The sequence below is a fragment of the Candidatus Binatia bacterium genome, assembly GCA_035631035.1.
In the GTDB taxonomy this organism is placed as follows: Bacteria; Eisenbacteria; RBG-16-71-46; order SZUA-252; family SZUA-252; genus DASQJL01.
In genome coordinates, this window is the sequence record DASQJL010000015.1 from 48,751 (window position 1) to 62,823 (window position 14,073).

Annotated in this window: 13 protein-coding genes and 1 tRNA gene; 8 read left to right on the forward strand and 6 right to left on the reverse strand. The window is 69.6% G+C overall.

Going from position 1 to position 14,073, the window contains the following annotated elements; all coding sequences use genetic code 11:
• Positions 1-35 precede the first annotated feature (35 nt).
• Complete coding sequence (locus VE326_01720; GenBank protein HYJ31915.1) at positions 36-419, forward strand: septum formation initiator family protein; 384 nt, start codon at positions 36-38, stop codon at positions 417-419.
• On the opposite strand, the gene VE326_01725 is transcribed toward VE326_01720, so the two are convergent.
• Complete coding sequence (locus VE326_01725) at positions 389-2,716, reverse strand: protein kinase (GenBank protein HYJ31916.1); 2,328 nt, start codon at positions 2,714-2,716, stop codon at positions 389-391. The genes VE326_01720 and VE326_01725 overlap by 31 nt on opposite strands.
• A gap of 88 nt (positions 2,717-2,804) precedes the next feature.
• On the opposite strand from VE326_01725, the gene VE326_01730 reads away from it, so the two are divergent.
• A tRNA-Met gene (locus VE326_01730) sits at positions 2,805-2,881 on the forward strand.
• 77 nt (positions 2,882-2,958) lie between these two features.
• Here VE326_01730 and VE326_01735 read toward each other — a convergent pair.
• Positions 2,959-5,619: a M1 family metallopeptidase gene (locus tag VE326_01735; GenBank protein ID HYJ31917.1), complete on the reverse strand. Its 2,661-nt coding sequence runs from the start codon at positions 5,617-5,619 to the stop codon at positions 2,959-2,961.
• 153 nt (positions 5,620-5,772) lie between these two features.
• Between VE326_01735 and VE326_01740 the strand changes: the two genes are divergently transcribed.
• Positions 5,773-6,600, forward strand: coding sequence for a hypothetical protein (locus tag VE326_01740; protein ID HYJ31918.1), 828 nt, complete (start codon positions 5,773-5,775; stop codon positions 6,598-6,600).
• A 173-nt stretch (positions 6,601-6,773) separates the two neighbouring features.
• On the opposite strand, the gene VE326_01745 is transcribed toward VE326_01740, so the two are convergent.
• Both VE326_01745 and VE326_01750 read right to left on the reverse strand, forming a co-directional pair.
• Entirely contained in the window at positions 6,774-7,838 is a 1,065-nt protein-coding gene (locus VE326_01745) for a Gfo/Idh/MocA family oxidoreductase (GenBank protein HYJ31919.1), read from the reverse strand.
• A gap of 20 nt (positions 7,839-7,858) precedes the next feature.
• Positions 7,859-8,458, reverse strand: a complete 600-nt coding sequence (locus VE326_01750) for a DinB family protein (GenBank protein HYJ31920.1) — start codon at positions 8,456-8,458, stop codon at positions 7,859-7,861.
• A gap of 60 nt (positions 8,459-8,518) precedes the next feature.
• On the opposite strand from VE326_01750, the gene VE326_01755 reads away from it, so the two are divergent.
• The 5 genes from VE326_01755 to VE326_01775 all read left to right on the forward strand — a co-directional run bounded on the left by VE326_01755 (position 8,519) and on the right by VE326_01775 (position 12,679).
• The gene (locus tag VE326_01755; GenBank protein HYJ31921.1) at positions 8,519-9,811 is read left to right on the forward strand and encodes a glycoside hydrolase family 1 protein; all 1,293 of its coding nucleotides are present in this window, start codon (positions 8,519-8,521) and stop codon (positions 9,809-9,811) included.
• Between the two features lie 107 nt (positions 9,812-9,918).
• Positions 9,919-10,386 carry a hypothetical protein gene (locus tag VE326_01760; protein ID HYJ31922.1) on the forward strand — a complete coding sequence of 156 codons (468 nt, stop codon included), beginning with the start codon at positions 9,919-9,921 and terminating at the stop codon, positions 10,384-10,386.
• Positions 10,387-10,464: 78 nt separating this feature from the next.
• Positions 10,465-10,929, forward strand: coding sequence for a hypothetical protein (locus VE326_01765; protein ID HYJ31923.1), 465 nt, complete (start codon positions 10,465-10,467; stop codon positions 10,927-10,929).
• Between the two features lie 321 nt (positions 10,930-11,250).
• Complete coding sequence (locus VE326_01770; GenBank protein ID HYJ31924.1) at positions 11,251-11,751, forward strand: hypothetical protein; 501 nt, start codon at positions 11,251-11,253, stop codon at positions 11,749-11,751.
• A gap of 208 nt (positions 11,752-11,959) precedes the next feature.
• Positions 11,960-12,679, forward strand: a complete 720-nt coding sequence (locus VE326_01775) for a hypothetical protein (protein HYJ31925.1) — start codon at positions 11,960-11,962, stop codon at positions 12,677-12,679.
• Between the two features lie 96 nt (positions 12,680-12,775).
• Here VE326_01775 and VE326_01780 read toward each other — a convergent pair whose 3' ends face one another.
• Together VE326_01780 and VE326_01785 are read right to left on the reverse strand one after the other, a co-directional pair.
• Entirely contained in the window at positions 12,776-13,837 is a 1,062-nt protein-coding gene (locus tag VE326_01780) for a phosphatase PAP2 family protein (protein ID HYJ31926.1), read from the reverse strand.
• The coding region (locus tag VE326_01785; protein ID HYJ31927.1) for an acetate--CoA ligase family protein at positions 13,834-14,073 on the reverse strand (240 nt) is incomplete at its 5' end. The genes VE326_01785 and VE326_01780, both read right to left, overlap by 4 nt.

Sequence of the window (14,073 nt, forward strand, 5' to 3'; positions counted from 1 at the left end):
GGAACTCCGGCGCGGCCGCCGCGCGGGCCTGACCGTTGCTCCGGTCCCCGTACCAGAGCCCCGACGGACCGCCGCGCGAGCGCGCAAAGCGGTTCCTTCGCCTTCCGCCCAAGGAGACGCGCCAGAAGCACCCCGTCCTCTGGATCGCGGGGCTCGCCTTCCTGGCCTGGCTGCTCTGGTCGTTCGTGGGAAGCGACACCGGCCTGTTCCGCACCGCCGCCCTGAAGCGCGAGACCGCGGCGCTCGAGAAGCGGAAGCTGGAGCTGACCGCGCGCGCCGAGGCGCTCGAGGCGCGGCGTAAGGAGCAGGCCAAGGATCCGCTCCTCGAGGAGCGGGTCGCCCGCGAGCGCTTCCACCTCGTCAAGAAGGACGAGATCGTCTACCGCTATCAGGACGACGGAGCCGACTCCGGGCGCTGACCCTTCGCGGGGTCGAGACGCATCGCGGCGATGATCGCGCGGAAGCGCGGCTCGCCGCGAAGCGGGTCGAAGCGGGGCGCCACGTTCAGCCAGATCATCGCGCGGTCGCGGCCGCGCAGCGCCTGCTCCAGGAAGTCGAGCGCGATCCCCCGCTCCCCCAGCGCCAGGTGGATCGCCGCCAGACGGTAGCGCGACACGTAGCGCCTCCCCGATTCCTCCGTCAGCTCGCTCAAAAGCTTCCGCGCCTCCTCCGTTCGCCCGGCGATCGCGAGCGCATGCCCGAGGAGCGTGGTCGCCGAGAGCTCCGACGGGAGGAGCGCGTGCGCCCGATGGTACGCCGCGATGGCGTCGTCGTAGCGGCCCAGCTGCTCGTAGGCGCCGCCCAGACTGCGGAGCGCCGGCGCGAACGTGGGGTCCAGCTCGAGCGTCCGCTGCTGCTGCGCCGCCGCCTCGTCGTAGCGCCGCGCGTAGAAGAGGTGGATCCCGAGCGAGGTGCTGACCACGAGCGAGAGCGGGTCCAGGTCGCGCGCGCGGCGCGCCGCGGCGATCGCTTCGTCGTGGCGCGAGGTCAGGGACATGAGGTCGCCGTACCAGTGGTACGCGGCGGCGCTGTTCGGATCGAGCGCCAGCGCGCGGCGGAACGCCGCCTCCGCGGCCGGCCAGTCCCAATTCGCGTCGGTGCGAAGGGCGCCCAGCGAGACGTACGCCTCGGCCAGCTGGTCGTCCAGCGCCAGTGCGCGCTCGACGGCCGCCGCGGCGCGCGGATACGCCTCCATCGGCGGGACGTAGTCGTAGTTCGCCAGCGTGAGCCACGCGTCGGCGATCCCCGAGTGGGCCGGAGCCCACGCCGGGTCGCGCGCGATCGACCGCTCGAAGCATTCGATGGCGCGCCGCGCCGCCGCCTCGTTCCGCCGGTTCCAGTAGAAGCGCCCGCGCAGGTACTCTTCGTAGGCGGCGGGATCCACCCGCTTCGGGTTCACGAGCCGCGCCCGCTCCTCGTGCGTCACGTGCACCTGGATCTCCTCGGCGATCGCCTGCGCCAGCTCCGACTGGAGCGCCAGCACGTCGTGGACGTCGCGCTCGTAGCTGCGCGCCCAGAGATGGCGGTCGCTCGTGGCGTCGATGAGCTGCGCGGTCACGCGCACGCGGTCCGCCGAGCGCGCCACCGCCCCCTCGACGATCGCGTCCACCTCGAGCGCTCGCGCGATCGCGGGCAGCGGCTCCGCGGTTCCCTTGTAGCGCATGACCGAGGTGCGCGAGACGACGCGCAGCGCGCGCACCTGGGCGAGCGTGGCGATGAGCGCCTCCGTCATCCCGTCCACGAAGAACTCCTGGTCGGGCGCTCCGGTCAGGTTGGCCAGCGGGAGCACGGCGACCGACGCGATCGTGGTCGCCGCGGCCGCGGCGACGACGCCCGCCGCGCCCTCGGAGCCGTCGGACGCGCGCCCCGATTCGCGCAGCGCCGAAGCCACGTGTGACGCCGAAGCGGGCCGCCGCGCCGGATCCTTCTCCAAGAGCGCCTGGACGAGGCGCGAACACTCCTCGGAGAGATGGGGCGCCCAGGTCGATGGGGGCGGCGCCGGCGCGTTCAGGATCTCGTTGATGAGCGCGGTCGCGGGCTCGGCCTGGAAGGGACGCCGCCCGGTCGTCATCTCGTAGAGCAGGACGCCCAGCGAGTAGAGATCGGCGCGCGGATCGAGGGCGCGGCCCAGGAGCTGCTCGGGCGCCATGTAGGGGAGCGTCCCCACGAGGGCGCCGCTCAGCGCGTCCGCGGTCGAGTCGGCGCTCGAGACGGAGGCGGGACGGAAGAGCGCGAGCCCGAAGTCGAGGAGCTTCAGCCGTCCGCGCTCGTCGATCATCACGTTCCCGGGCTTCAGATCCCGGTGAATGACGCCGCGATCGTGCGCCGCACCCAGCGCGTCGGCGATCTCGGCGCCGTACACCCGCGCGATCCCCTCGGAGAGCGGACCGCGCTCGAGGCGGGAGGCGAGCGTCTCGCCCGTGACCAGCTCCATCACGATGAAATCCACGCCGTCGGCGGTCTCGACGTCGTGAATGGTGCTGATGCCCGGATGGTTGAGCTGCGAGAGGGTGCGGGCCTCGCGCCGCAAGCGGTCGCGGGAGGCCGCGTCGGCGGCGTCGGAGCGCAGGATCTTGAGGGCGACTTCGCGGCCCAGCCGTTCGTCGCGCGCCCGATAGACCTCGCCCACGCCGCCCGAGCCGAGCGGTTCGAGGATCCGATAGCGCTGAAGGGTGCGGCCGACGGCGAGATCGCCTGAGCGTTCCGATGACTCCACGACACCCCCGAGGTTTCCGTCTTGGATGCGCGGCCGAGGCTGGAAGGAAAGCACTTTACACGAGGGCGGCGTTCGGGGAGTATTCCCCTGCGGGGTGGAGCAGCCTGGTAGCTCGTCGGGCTCATAACCCGAAGGTCAGAGGTTCAAATCCTCTCCCCGCAACCACTTTGCGAAGGGGCCGCGAGCCATGCTCACGGCCCCTTCCCTATTTCCGAAGCCGGCGAACCCGGTCGCAGCGCTCTCTACCTGGCGCTGCCCGCGCCGCCCTTGGCGCCCGCGCCCGCCTCCGCCCTCGCGCCCAGCGCACGGTCCACGGCCGCCCCCTCCCGCTCGCGCAGCTCCAGGCAGTCCTGCGTTCCCTCCGCGACCTTGGCCAGCATGTTCATCGTCCCCGCCTTCTGGTTCTTGGGATCGGCGAAGAAGGCCTGCGCCGACTGGAGGCGCGTCGCTGAGCACCCCCCCGCCGAGAACGGGATGAACATGGCGTACTCCGGCGGCATCCGCGCGACCACCTCCTGGTAGTGCCCCGTCCACCAGGCCCACACCTCGTCGCGCTGGCGCGGCAGGGCGCCGATCGCCTGGGGGATCTCGTAGTACTCCTGGGGCCGCAGGGGGCCGGTCAGCACGTAGTCGAGCGCGCGGCGGCGCAGCGCCGGATCGCGAAACGTCCCGAGCGCCGAGAGGAAGTACCCGCGCTCGGCGGGAACGGTGGCGGCCTCGAAGCGCCGCTGGTACTCCCCGAAGCGCGTCGAGTCCCCCCGGATCGCGGAGAGACGCAGCGACTGGGCGATCAGGGAGGGGTCGATCGAGGCGCGGTCGCGGAGGAACGACGCCGCGAGCGCCTCGGCGTGCCCGAGAACCTCCTCGTCGTGCCCCTCGTCGCCCAGCCAGTCGTACAGGGAGGGGCGCACCAGGGACACCGCTTCGTCCTCGCCCGGCTTCCGGTCGATGCCGAATCGCCGCATGGCAGGCCCCAGGAGACGGCGCACGTAGGCCGCGAAGCCGCCCTCGTTCGTGTCGGTGACGAATACGTCCTCGACGCCGGTGAGCGCGTTGGCGAGCGATTGGATCACGAGCGGATTGGAATCCTCGGAGAATCCGGCGAGGGCTTCGAGGTATCGATCTCCGTGGATCGCGCCCGAGTGGAGGAGCCCCGTCGCGTTCTGGACGAACCCGACGCGCTCGCGCGCGGTGAGCGCCGTCGGCGCGTCGGCGATCAGCGAGGGGAGGGAGCCGGCATCCACGCTCCAGCGGTAATAGCCCCCCTCGTCCGCGTTGGGATGCACCCACGGAGGCGTCTTGCCCGGAAGGCGCACCGTCATCCGCTCCTGGTCGAGGAGCACCGACAGCGTCTTCGGCTTCCCGCCCGATATCCAGAGGAGCGTGACCGGGATTTTCCAGAGGGTGCGCTCGGGAGCGGCCACGCCGTAGTTCAGGAACCGTTTCTGGGAGAGCTCCACCTCGCCGCTCCTCTTGAGCTCGGCGTTCACGACCGGAACGCCGGGCTGATCGAGGAAGCTCGCGAGCACGCCCGGAACGTCCTTTCCCGAAGCGCGGCCGAGCGCGTTCCAGAGGTCCTTTCCCTCCGCGCTGCCGTAGGCATGCTCCTTCAGGTAGCCCACCACGCCCTTCCGGAAGACCTCCGGCCCGATCCAGCGCTCCGTCATGTAGAGCACCGCCTGCCCCTTGTGGTAGGCGAGGTCGTCGGCCGCCTCGTACAGGTTGTCCATCGTCTTCACCGGCCGGCGCACGGCGTGGGTCGCGAGCTGCGCGTCGGTCGCTAAGGCGCGCTCGCCGTCGCTGAGCTCGTGCAGCGGGATCCGGTAGGCGGGAAAGACCTGGTCGGCGATCTTGTCCCCCATCCACTCGGCGAACGATTCGTTCAGCCAGAGGTCGTCCCACCACTTCATCGTCACGTAGTCGCCGAACCACATGTGCGCCATCTCGTGCGCGGTGAACACGGCGAAGGTCCGCTTCTGCGAGGCGCTGATCGACTTCTCGTCGAAGAGCAGGAACTGGTCTCCGTAGGTGATCGCGCCGGGGTTCTCCATGGCGCCGGGAGAGAACTCCGGCACCGCGATGAGATCCAGCTTCTCGTAGGGATAGGGGATCCCGAACCATCGCTCCAGCGCGTCGAACAGGGGCGGGGTCATCGTCGCGGCCGTGCTCGCGAGCGCTTTCGAGCCCTGCGGCACCACGACGCGGCCAGGCACGCGCAGCCCGGAAATCGGAACGAACTCCAGGGGGCCCACCGCCATCGCGATCAGGTAGGAAGGAAGCGGCTTCGTCTTCCCGAAGACCAGCGTGCGGACGCCGCCCGCGCGGGTGTCCTTCTCCACGGGCGTGTTCGAGACCGCTTCCTGCCCGTCGGGGATGGAGAGCGTGACCTGCCAGGGAACTTTGTAGGCGGGCTCGTCCCAGCACGGGAAGGCCTTGCGCGCGTCCACCGCCTCGAATTGCGTGTAGGCGTACCAGCGACCGCCGGTCTCCAGCCGGAAGAGCGAAGCGGCCGTCCGGTCGAAGTCGTTCACGAAGTCGATCGTGAGGACGTAGTCCCCCGGAGCGATCGTCGCGGTCCCCTTCGCGGTCACGATCCCGTGGTCGTCGGGCCCATAGGCCAGGAGCGTCTTCCCGTCCGCGCCGGCCAGCTCCACGCGGCGCAGATCCAGGGCCTGGGCGTGGAAGCGGATCGTCTCCGTGGGTTGCCGCACCGTCAGGTCCACGCGCACGGTCCCCGTGTAGTCCGGTTTCGAGGGGTCCAGCTGAAGCTGCACCGCTTCGAATCGGGGCTGGACGTCGGTCGGCAGCCTCGCCTCGTCCGCTCGAGCGACCGAGGCGGCGGCGAGGGTGAGAACGATCGCGGAAAACAGAACGTGCGAACGGCGCGGGACCCGCGGATTCATCGGCGATTTCCCCCTGTCGGCGGCATGGAACCCGAGTATCGCACGGAGCACCCTGGAACCGCCCAGGGCAAAGAGGTGTGTTAGAATGGCACACTCAGGGGGAGTCCCAGGGGTAATGGTCAAGCCCGACATCCAGCCAGGAGAACCCAGACCATGAAACTCCACCATCTTAGGACCCAGCTTCGCTATGCCCGCTCCTTCCAGGCGGCCCTTCTGGTCGGCGGCCTTGCCGTCATCGGCCTCTGGGGCTGTGGCAAGGACAACGTCGCCGCGCCCCACCGTGTTCCGCTCACCCTGGAAGCCCAGGGTTCCGGCGCCCCGACCCAGCGCTTTTCCACGGCCGCGATGCTGAGCGCCGCCTCGGCCCAGGACACGATCCCGGTGACCTTCACCCGGGCGCTGATCACGGTTCGCGACATCCGGTTCGTCCTGCCCGAAGGCGAGGACCGGGCCGACACGCTCGGGCTCGGCGACAACGATTCGACCGACGCCGAGGGGAGCGACACGGGCGGCCAGGTCCGCTTCCACGGCCCGTTCGTCATCGATCTCCTGGCCGGCGACGCCCAGTCGCTGGGAACGCAGATGGTCCCGGCCGGCGTCTACTCCATGATCATGGGCCACCTCCAGGCGCTCGCCGCCGGCGGCCCGCTCGCGACGCAATATCCCGATCTGGTCGGGGCGACGATCCTCCTCGAAGGGGACATCGCCGGAGCCGGCGGCGGCCACTTCGTCTACACGGCGCGGATCGACGACGAGTTCATCATCCACGGATCGTTCAACGTCACGGGCGACAAGCCGGTGACCACGTTCCTGGTCTTCGACCTCTCGAAGCTCCTCATGGACCGCGACGGCCACTTCCTGGATCCGAGGAATCTGGACAACGACCAGGCGATCCGCCAGGCGATCCGTCATGCGATCAAGATGGGGGTCGATCGGAACCGGGACGGCGAGCCGGACGACGAACTGAGCGTGGCCGACTAGGAACGCCTCGCGTATCGTGATGGGCGGTGACCCCGCACAATCCGATCGTGCAGTTCCTGATCTTCGTCCTGCTGATGCTGGCGCCGCTCTGGCTCGTCGGCTGTTGAGCGGCGCGTGACGTAAACGAGGGCGGTCGCGATCCGCGGCCGCCCTCTCGTCGTTCTCCGCGGCGCTCAGTCGGCGATCGGCAGCCAGGTCCCCATCTGATCGCTGAGCCGCGCGGTGTCGAGCACCTTCTGGATCTCGACCCCCTCGGCGAAGGTCGGGCCCAGCGGCGCTCCTTCGCGGATGGCGTCGTGCAGGCGCGACACCATGACGCGGAAGGGCGCGAGCAGCGGCATCTCCGGCGTCGCGGGAAGGTCCAGGTCGGCGGGGATCGTCAGCTCCTCCAGCGCGCCCTTCGCGTCGCGGCGTCCGATCCGCCGCGCCTCCTCGATCACGAAAGCGTCGTCCGACCCGAAGACCTCCATGCTCTCCCGGCGCGCTCGGCTTCCCGCGAACAGATCCACGACGGCGGTGGCCCCTGACTCCATCTCCAGGAGCAGCGTGAAGCAATCGTCGGCGGTGATCGCCTGGTGCCCCGGCGGTAGGCCGGGCGCCGTCGCGGCCAGGGTGCGCAGGCGGCAGAAGACGCGCCGCACCGGGCCCGCCCAATGGGTGATCGCGTCCACGTGATGGGAACCGAGCGCCCCCAGGAACCCTCCCCCGCGCTGGCGGTCGGCGAGCCAGGTGACCCGCCGCGCCGGATCGCGCGCCCATCCGGGGATCCGATCCTGGATCGCCAGGTGCTCCAGGCGCCCCAGCGTTCCCTCCTGGATCAGGCGGCTCATGAGGGCGCGCGCGGGCATGTAGCGGAACTCGTGATTGACCACGTTCACCACGCCCTGCGCCTTGGCCAGCGCGGCCAGCTCCTTCGCCTGCGCCGTGTTCATCGCGAACGGCTTCTCGCAGAGGACGTGGCGCTTCCGCTCCAGCGCCGCCCGTGCCACGGGGTAGTGGAGATCCACCGGGGTCACGATGCTGACGAGGTCCGCCTCGACCTCGTCGAGCATCTTCTTCCAGTCGTCGGTGGCGTAGGCGATGCCGAGCGAGGCGGCGGCGGCCCGGGCCGATTCCATGTGACCGCTCGCGATCCCCACGATGGTGAAGTTGGGGTTCTGCGCGAACGCGGGTGCGTGGACCTTGGCGCCGAAGCCGGAGCCGGCGATCAGGACGCGGATAGGCGCGGGGGAGGGCATGGCCGCGGATTGTAGCGGGTTCAGGGCCGGCCGGGGAAACCGGGTGCGGCGGTGACGGCGCGCGCCTGGACCAGGTGCCGGCGCTCGTGCGCGGCCATGAGCGCGAACGCCATGCCGAGGCTGAAACGGAAGAGCGGCATCGCCGGCGAGGCGACGCGCAGCCGGCCGAGATCGAGACCGCGCGAGGCGTCGAGACGCTCCACGAACGCGGCCCCCAGCGCATCGAACTCATCGAGAATGGCCGCGGGAGAACCCGAAAAGGGCTGCGGCGCGAAGATGGCGGGCGCCTTGAAGCGCTGCCGGGCCGGCGGCTCCAGCATCGACACCGCCCAGCGGCTGAGCCAGGGATGCCGGTAGGGGCCCTCCCCCGTCCGCCCCCGGCGCCGGCCCTCTTCGATCGCGCGGTCGAACGAAGGGAGGTAGGCGCGCCCGGTCTGGATCAGGTGCAGCAGGCATTCGGCGATCGACCAAGCTTCCGGCCCGGGGCGCCAGCGGAGCTGGATCTCCGAGCATTCCGCGAAGAGCTCCCGCGCCGCCCGGCGGTTGTCCGCGAGCTGCCGGCGACAGGAATCGCGGTCGTTGGCCGCCTCCAGCCGGAGATTGCGCGCGGTGTCGGTCATCGCGCGCTCCAACTTCCCGCTTGCGCGCGAAGCGCCGTCCGATGGAACGTGGCCGCCGTCATGAGCCCGAACGCTAACCCATTTCTCTGGGGCGTGGCCACCTCCGCGCATCAGGTCGAAGGCGGCAACGACCGAAACGACTGGTGGGACTGGGAGCAGCAGCCCGGGCGCATCCGGGGCGGCGCCCGGTCGGGATCGGCGTGCCTGGGGTGGGAGCGCTACGAGGAAGACCTCGACCTGGTTCGCGCGCTGGGGTTGAACGCGTATCGCTTTTCGCTGGAGTGGAGCCGGATCGAGCCGGAGCCCGGCCGCTACGACGAATCGGCGATCGCGCACTACCGTGCCGTGGTGGAGGGCTGCCGCGCGCGGGGCCTAACGCCGCTCGTCACCCTGCACCACTTCACCAATCCGCGCTGGTTCGCGGCGCTCGGGGGATGGGAAGAGCGAAGGAACCTGCCCCACTTCGAGCGCTTCGCGCGTCTGGCGGGCGAGCGCTACGGCGACCTCGTGGACCGATGGGTCACCGTGAACGAGCCGGAGGTCTACGGCTTCTACGGCTACGCGAGCGGCATCTGGCCTCCGGGCGTGAGCGACCGCTCCCGCGCGCTGCAGGTGATCGCGAACATGCTCGAAGGACACGCCCTCGCCGCGCGCGCCCTGCGCGACGCCGATCGCGTGGATGCCGACGGGGACGGTCGCGCGACCTGGATCGGGGCTTCGAAACACTGGGTGCTGCTCGATCCGAAGCGGCCCTGGTGGCCGCTCGACCGCCTCGCGGCCTCGGCGCAGCATCAGGTGTTCAACGTCGCGGTGGCGCGCGCGCTCGCGGGAGGACCGATCGACCTCCGGATTCCGGGAGCCCGCCCCGCCGTCCGGGAGCCGTCCCTCATGCAGGGCTCGTCCGACTATCTCGGGCTCAACTACTACACCCGCTGGCTCGTGACGCTGACCGGAAAGGATCCGCGCAGCCCCAAGCCGGGTGCTCCGGTGAACGACCTCGGATGGGAGGTCCTTCCCGAAGGGCTCGAGCGCGCCCTGCTCGAATGCGAGCGATTCGGGCTGCCGATCGTGGTGACCGAAAACGGAATCGCCGACGCCGCTGATCGCCTGCGCCCCGAGTTCCTGCGCCGGAGCCTCGCCGCCCTCGACCGCGCACGGGCGCGGGGCGTGGACGTGCGCGGCTACTTCCACTGGTCCCTGTACGACAACTTCGAGTGGGCCGACGGCCACGAGGGGCGCTTCGGTCTCTACGCCGTGGATTTCGACAATCCGGCGGGCCCCCGTGTAAAGCGGGACAGCTCCGACGTCCTCCGCGACGAGGTGAAATCCCGCATAAGTACTCGCCATTCCTGACGAAGCGCCGGGGTCACCGGATGCTCTTAGCCGTGGCATGTGGGATGCACGAGCTCCCATCCGCGGGGCGGCACCGCGCCGCCTTGCCCAAACAAGGGAGCCTCCCCATGAAACGACTGATCCTTCTGGCGGCGATCGCGATGCCGCTCATCGCCGTGAACGGGCGACCCGCGCTGGCGGCGGACGCCGGGATCTCGATCCACATCGGCGACAAGTACCAGGGAACCCGACTCCACTTCACGACGCGCCCGGAGATGACGGTCGTGCCCCGCACGCGCGTCTACTACATGCAGAGCTCCGACGGCGACGTCTATCGCTACGGCCGCTACTACTACGGGTACGACGAGGGCCGCTGGTATCGGGCCTCCAGCTACAGCGGCCCGTGGATCTATGTGCGCGGGCGGACCGTGCCGCGGCAGATCTATTCCGTGCCCCCGGACTACCGCCACGGCTGGCAGGGCGATTACAACTACTGGCGGACCAGGGACTACGACGACCGGTGGGAGCAATACCAGGGAAATGGCGCAAACCGTGATGGGAACATGACTCCCACCGGAACCGAGGAACATCACTGAGCCCGGATGGCACGTCCATTGCAGAAAGTGCTCTCCGTGAGCAGCAAGGGTGCTGTTCCACAAGGGAAAGGGATCCCCATGAGACGACTGATGATCATCGCGGCGCTGTTGACGCCGCTTCTGGCGACCGGGTATACGACCCCGGCCAAGGCTGCCGATGTCGGCTTCTCCCTGCGGATCGGGGAGCGATATCACGGCGACAGACTGGTGTTCCGGCAGCGGCCGGAGATGGTCGTGGTCCCGGGCACACGCGTCTACTACATCGACGATCCGGATCGCGACGTCTACCGCTACGGCGGCTTCTACTACGCGTTCGACAACGGCCGTTGGTTCCGGGCGAGCAGCTATCGCGGCCCGTGGATTTACGTTCGCGGACGGCAGGTTCCGCGCGCCATTTACATGGTTCCGGCCGACTATCGCCACAACTGGCACGGCGACTACCGGTACTGGCGCAATCGCGATTACGACCGCGACTGGGATCGCAATCACAACAGCGACATGGACCGGCGGGATCGGTACCGCGACCGCGATCGCGGGTATTGATCGCGTTGAATCAGGATCGCTTCAGGGCGGGGCCCTTCGGGGCCCCGCCTTTCGTTTGCCTTCGCCGGGCACGCATGACGTCCGTAAATGTGACGTCCGTAAATGCCCCCTGGGACCCTGGAGTTGCACTGTGCACCCGACGTCCCGGCGTGCGGCATTTGGCAACGGCGGGACCGACGCCGGCGGGGTGTGTTTATCCTAATCTGTTTCAAGTCAACGACTTGCCCCGCACCGCCCGTACGGGCCCTGGCACGTCCATTGCTTGTCTACTGCCTGTCGGGGTGAGATCCCGCCCCGCTCACGAAGAGGGAGGAACAAGCGATGAAACGACTCCTGATGGCGGCCGTCGCCCTGGCGACGGTCGGGTTCGCCGCGATCCCGGCCTCGAGCACGGCTGCTACGAGCGTCGGAGTTTCGATCAACATCGGCGACCCGTATCGCGGAGGCGCGCTTCACTTCCGTTCGGAGCCGGACGTGGTCCTCGTGCCCGACACGCGCGTCTACTACGTGCGGGATTACGACTACGACGTCTATCGGTACGGCAGCTACTGGTACTTCATCGACGATGGCCGCTGGTATCGGGCGCGTTCCTACCGCGGCCCGTTCATGTATGTCCACGAGACCTCGGTGCCGCGCGCGATCGTGACGGTTCCGGTGCGCTATCGCCGGCACTGGGGCGGACCGCCGCCGCACGCCGTGGCGCGCGGGTACTACCGCAATCATGACGACCGGTTCGTGGAACGTCGCGACGAGCGGCACGATCGTGGGTGGGACAACCGCCACGATAACGGGCATGGGAGAGGACACGGCCGCGGGCACTGATTCGCGGCCGGTCAGCAGGGATACGCGCATGGACGCGCGGAGTTCAGGGGCTCCCGCGAGGGGGCCCTTGATGTTTTGTGGCAAGGTTGGGCAAGAGTGTGGCAGCGCAGATCCGAGGCGGATTCCCGGTGTCTAACGGTACGAAAGCTGGAGACACCACGGGGTCCAGCGCCTTGACGCAACGTGCATCGCACAGGAGAGTGAAACCATGAAACGAACGCTCATGATCGCCGCCGCGCTGGCCTCCCTGGCCTTCGTGTCGGCCCCAAGCCCCTCGCAGGCGGCCAGCGTGGGCATCTCGGTTCGCATCGGCGATCCGTATCGCGGCGCGGCGCTGCACTTCCGCTCCGAGCCGGATTACGTCGTCGTCCCGGGGACGCAGGTCTATTACATGGATGACGACTACGGCCGCGATTTCTATCGGTACGGCGGCTGGTACTACATGGTCGACGAAGGCTACTGGTACCGCGCCCGCTCGTACCGCGGACCGTTCATCCGCATCGACTATCGCTCGGTGCCTCGCCAGTTCACCTATGTGCCCACCCGCTATCGCCGGCACTGGGGCTCGTCCAGCACCTACTTCCGGTATCGCGGCGGCGACTACGGCGATCGCTACTACCAGGGCGACCGGTATCAGGGCCGCACCTACCGCACCCGCGATCGCTACAACGGCGATAACGGCGACCGCTACCGCCGGGACGGGAACTGGGACAACCGGGACCGCAACTGGGACAACCGGGACCGCTCCTATCGGACGCGCGATCGCAACTGGGACTGGGACCGGAATCGGGACCGCCGGGACGATGGCGACCATCGCAGCGGGCGTGACGGCCGCTACCGCGACCGCAACCGCGGCGACAATCAGGACGACAACGGCGACCAGAACGACGACCAGGACAACGACGGCCGCCGGGATCGCGGAAACTAGGCGGCTCGGCTAGCCTCAGGCTGGTGAGACGAAAGTGGGGCTCCCCTCGCAAGGGAGCCCCGTTTCACTCCCCGGGCGCCTCCGGCGCCCGGAACATCAGGCCGAAGCGACGTCGGCGCGGCGCGTTCTTCGCGCCCCCGCGTCGATGTTCGCGCGCGCCAGCTCGCGCTCGGGCACCCAGCGCGCCGCCTGCGCCTCCCACCAGCGCTCCAGCCTCGGCCCCGCCCACAGCGAGAAGAACGTGAGGACGAACCCCGCCAGGATGTCGACCACCCAGTGGTGGCGAAGGTAGACCGTGCCGATGATGAGCCCGGTCGCGAGCACCAGCTGGATCGGGAAGAACCACCGCAGATGGCGCCAGGCGAGCAGCGTCGCCAGGAGGGCCACGGCGCAGTGCAGCGACGGGAAGGCGCCGTGCGCCGTGAGCGGGATCGCCTTCGTGGCCGCCCGCGACTGGTCGAGGATGGGCAGCAGACCGTGGAGCGGCGGGCCGAGCTGGGCGGCGATCAGGAAGCGCGGAGCGGAGGCCGGGAAGACGACGTAGCCGATGTAGCCCAGGTAGAGGCAGAGCACGATGGAGAGGAGCGTGGCGCGGAACTCCGGGCGCATTTTCTTCCGGTAGAGGAGGAGGCCCAGAAGCGGCGGCGTCACGTAGAAGAGCCAGTAGCAGACGGTGAGGAAGTCGGTCCAGAACGGCACCGTGAACTGCTGCGCCCACACGGTCGGCTCGACGCCGAAGAGCGCCACGTCCCCGCGATAGAGCGCCCGGGTGATGTCGGGAAAGCCGTAGAAGCGGATCAGGTCGTGGAGGCTCGCGTAGATGCTGCCGCAGAAGAGGAACGGCAGCGAATCGCGCGCGAGCTCCCAGCGCGGCTTGGCGCGCACGACCCACAGCGTGAGCGCCACCGTGGCGACCAGCGCGAGGAGCCGGGCGGCCGCGCTCGGATAGCCCGCCGCGTCGGGATCCACTGGATAGGACGCGGGGTTCGCGGCGATGACGGCGAGGGCGACCGCGACCGGCACGAAGAGGATCATCGTCATCACCTCTTCCGGCCGCATGGTGAAGATCGCGCGGCGGAACGATCCCGGCCGCGCCCTGTCCGGCGGCCGCCGCGCCGGTCCCTTCGCGCCCGGGAGCCCCGGAACCTTGGCCCTCACGCCGTGCCCGCCGGGGCCGGCGCGCGCTCCTCCGCTTTCGGTCCCGCATCGCCGGCGGCCGCGGCCGGCGCCAGCTTGAGACGGGCGTCCAGCGCCACCGCAGGCGCGTCGCCGGGAAACGCGAGCACCGGGTTTAGGTCCAGCTCCCCGATCTCGGGATTCTCCAGCGCGAGGAGCGAGACTCGGTGCAGGACGTCGCGCAGCGAGGCCTGGTTCACGGGCGGCGCGCCGCGATA

Coding starts and splice junctions, on each gene's coding strand:
- VE326_01735 (HYJ31917.1), bottom strand. CDS start 5,619: ATGAATCCGCGGGTCCCGCGCCGTTCGCACGTTCTGTTTTCCGCGATC.
- VE326_01740 (HYJ31918.1), top strand. CDS start 5,773: ATGAAACTCCACCATCTTAGGACCCAGCTTCGCTATGCCCGCTCCTTC.
- VE326_01745 (HYJ31919.1), bottom strand. CDS start 7,838: ATGCCCTCCCCCGCGCCTATCCGCGTCCTGATCGCCGGCTCCGGCTTC.
- VE326_01750 (HYJ31920.1), bottom strand. CDS start 8,458: ATGACCGACACCGCGCGCAATCTCCGGCTGGAGGCGGCCAACGACCGC.
- VE326_01755 (HYJ31921.1), top strand. CDS start 8,519: ATGAGCCCGAACGCTAACCCATTTCTCTGGGGCGTGGCCACCTCCGCG.
- VE326_01760 (HYJ31922.1), top strand. CDS start 9,919: ATGAAACGACTGATCCTTCTGGCGGCGATCGCGATGCCGCTCATCGCC.
- VE326_01765 (HYJ31923.1), top strand. CDS start 10,465: ATGAGACGACTGATGATCATCGCGGCGCTGTTGACGCCGCTTCTGGCG.
- VE326_01770 (HYJ31924.1), top strand. CDS start 11,251: ATGAAACGACTCCTGATGGCGGCCGTCGCCCTGGCGACGGTCGGGTTC.
- VE326_01775 (HYJ31925.1), top strand. CDS start 11,960: ATGAAACGAACGCTCATGATCGCCGCCGCGCTGGCCTCCCTGGCCTTC.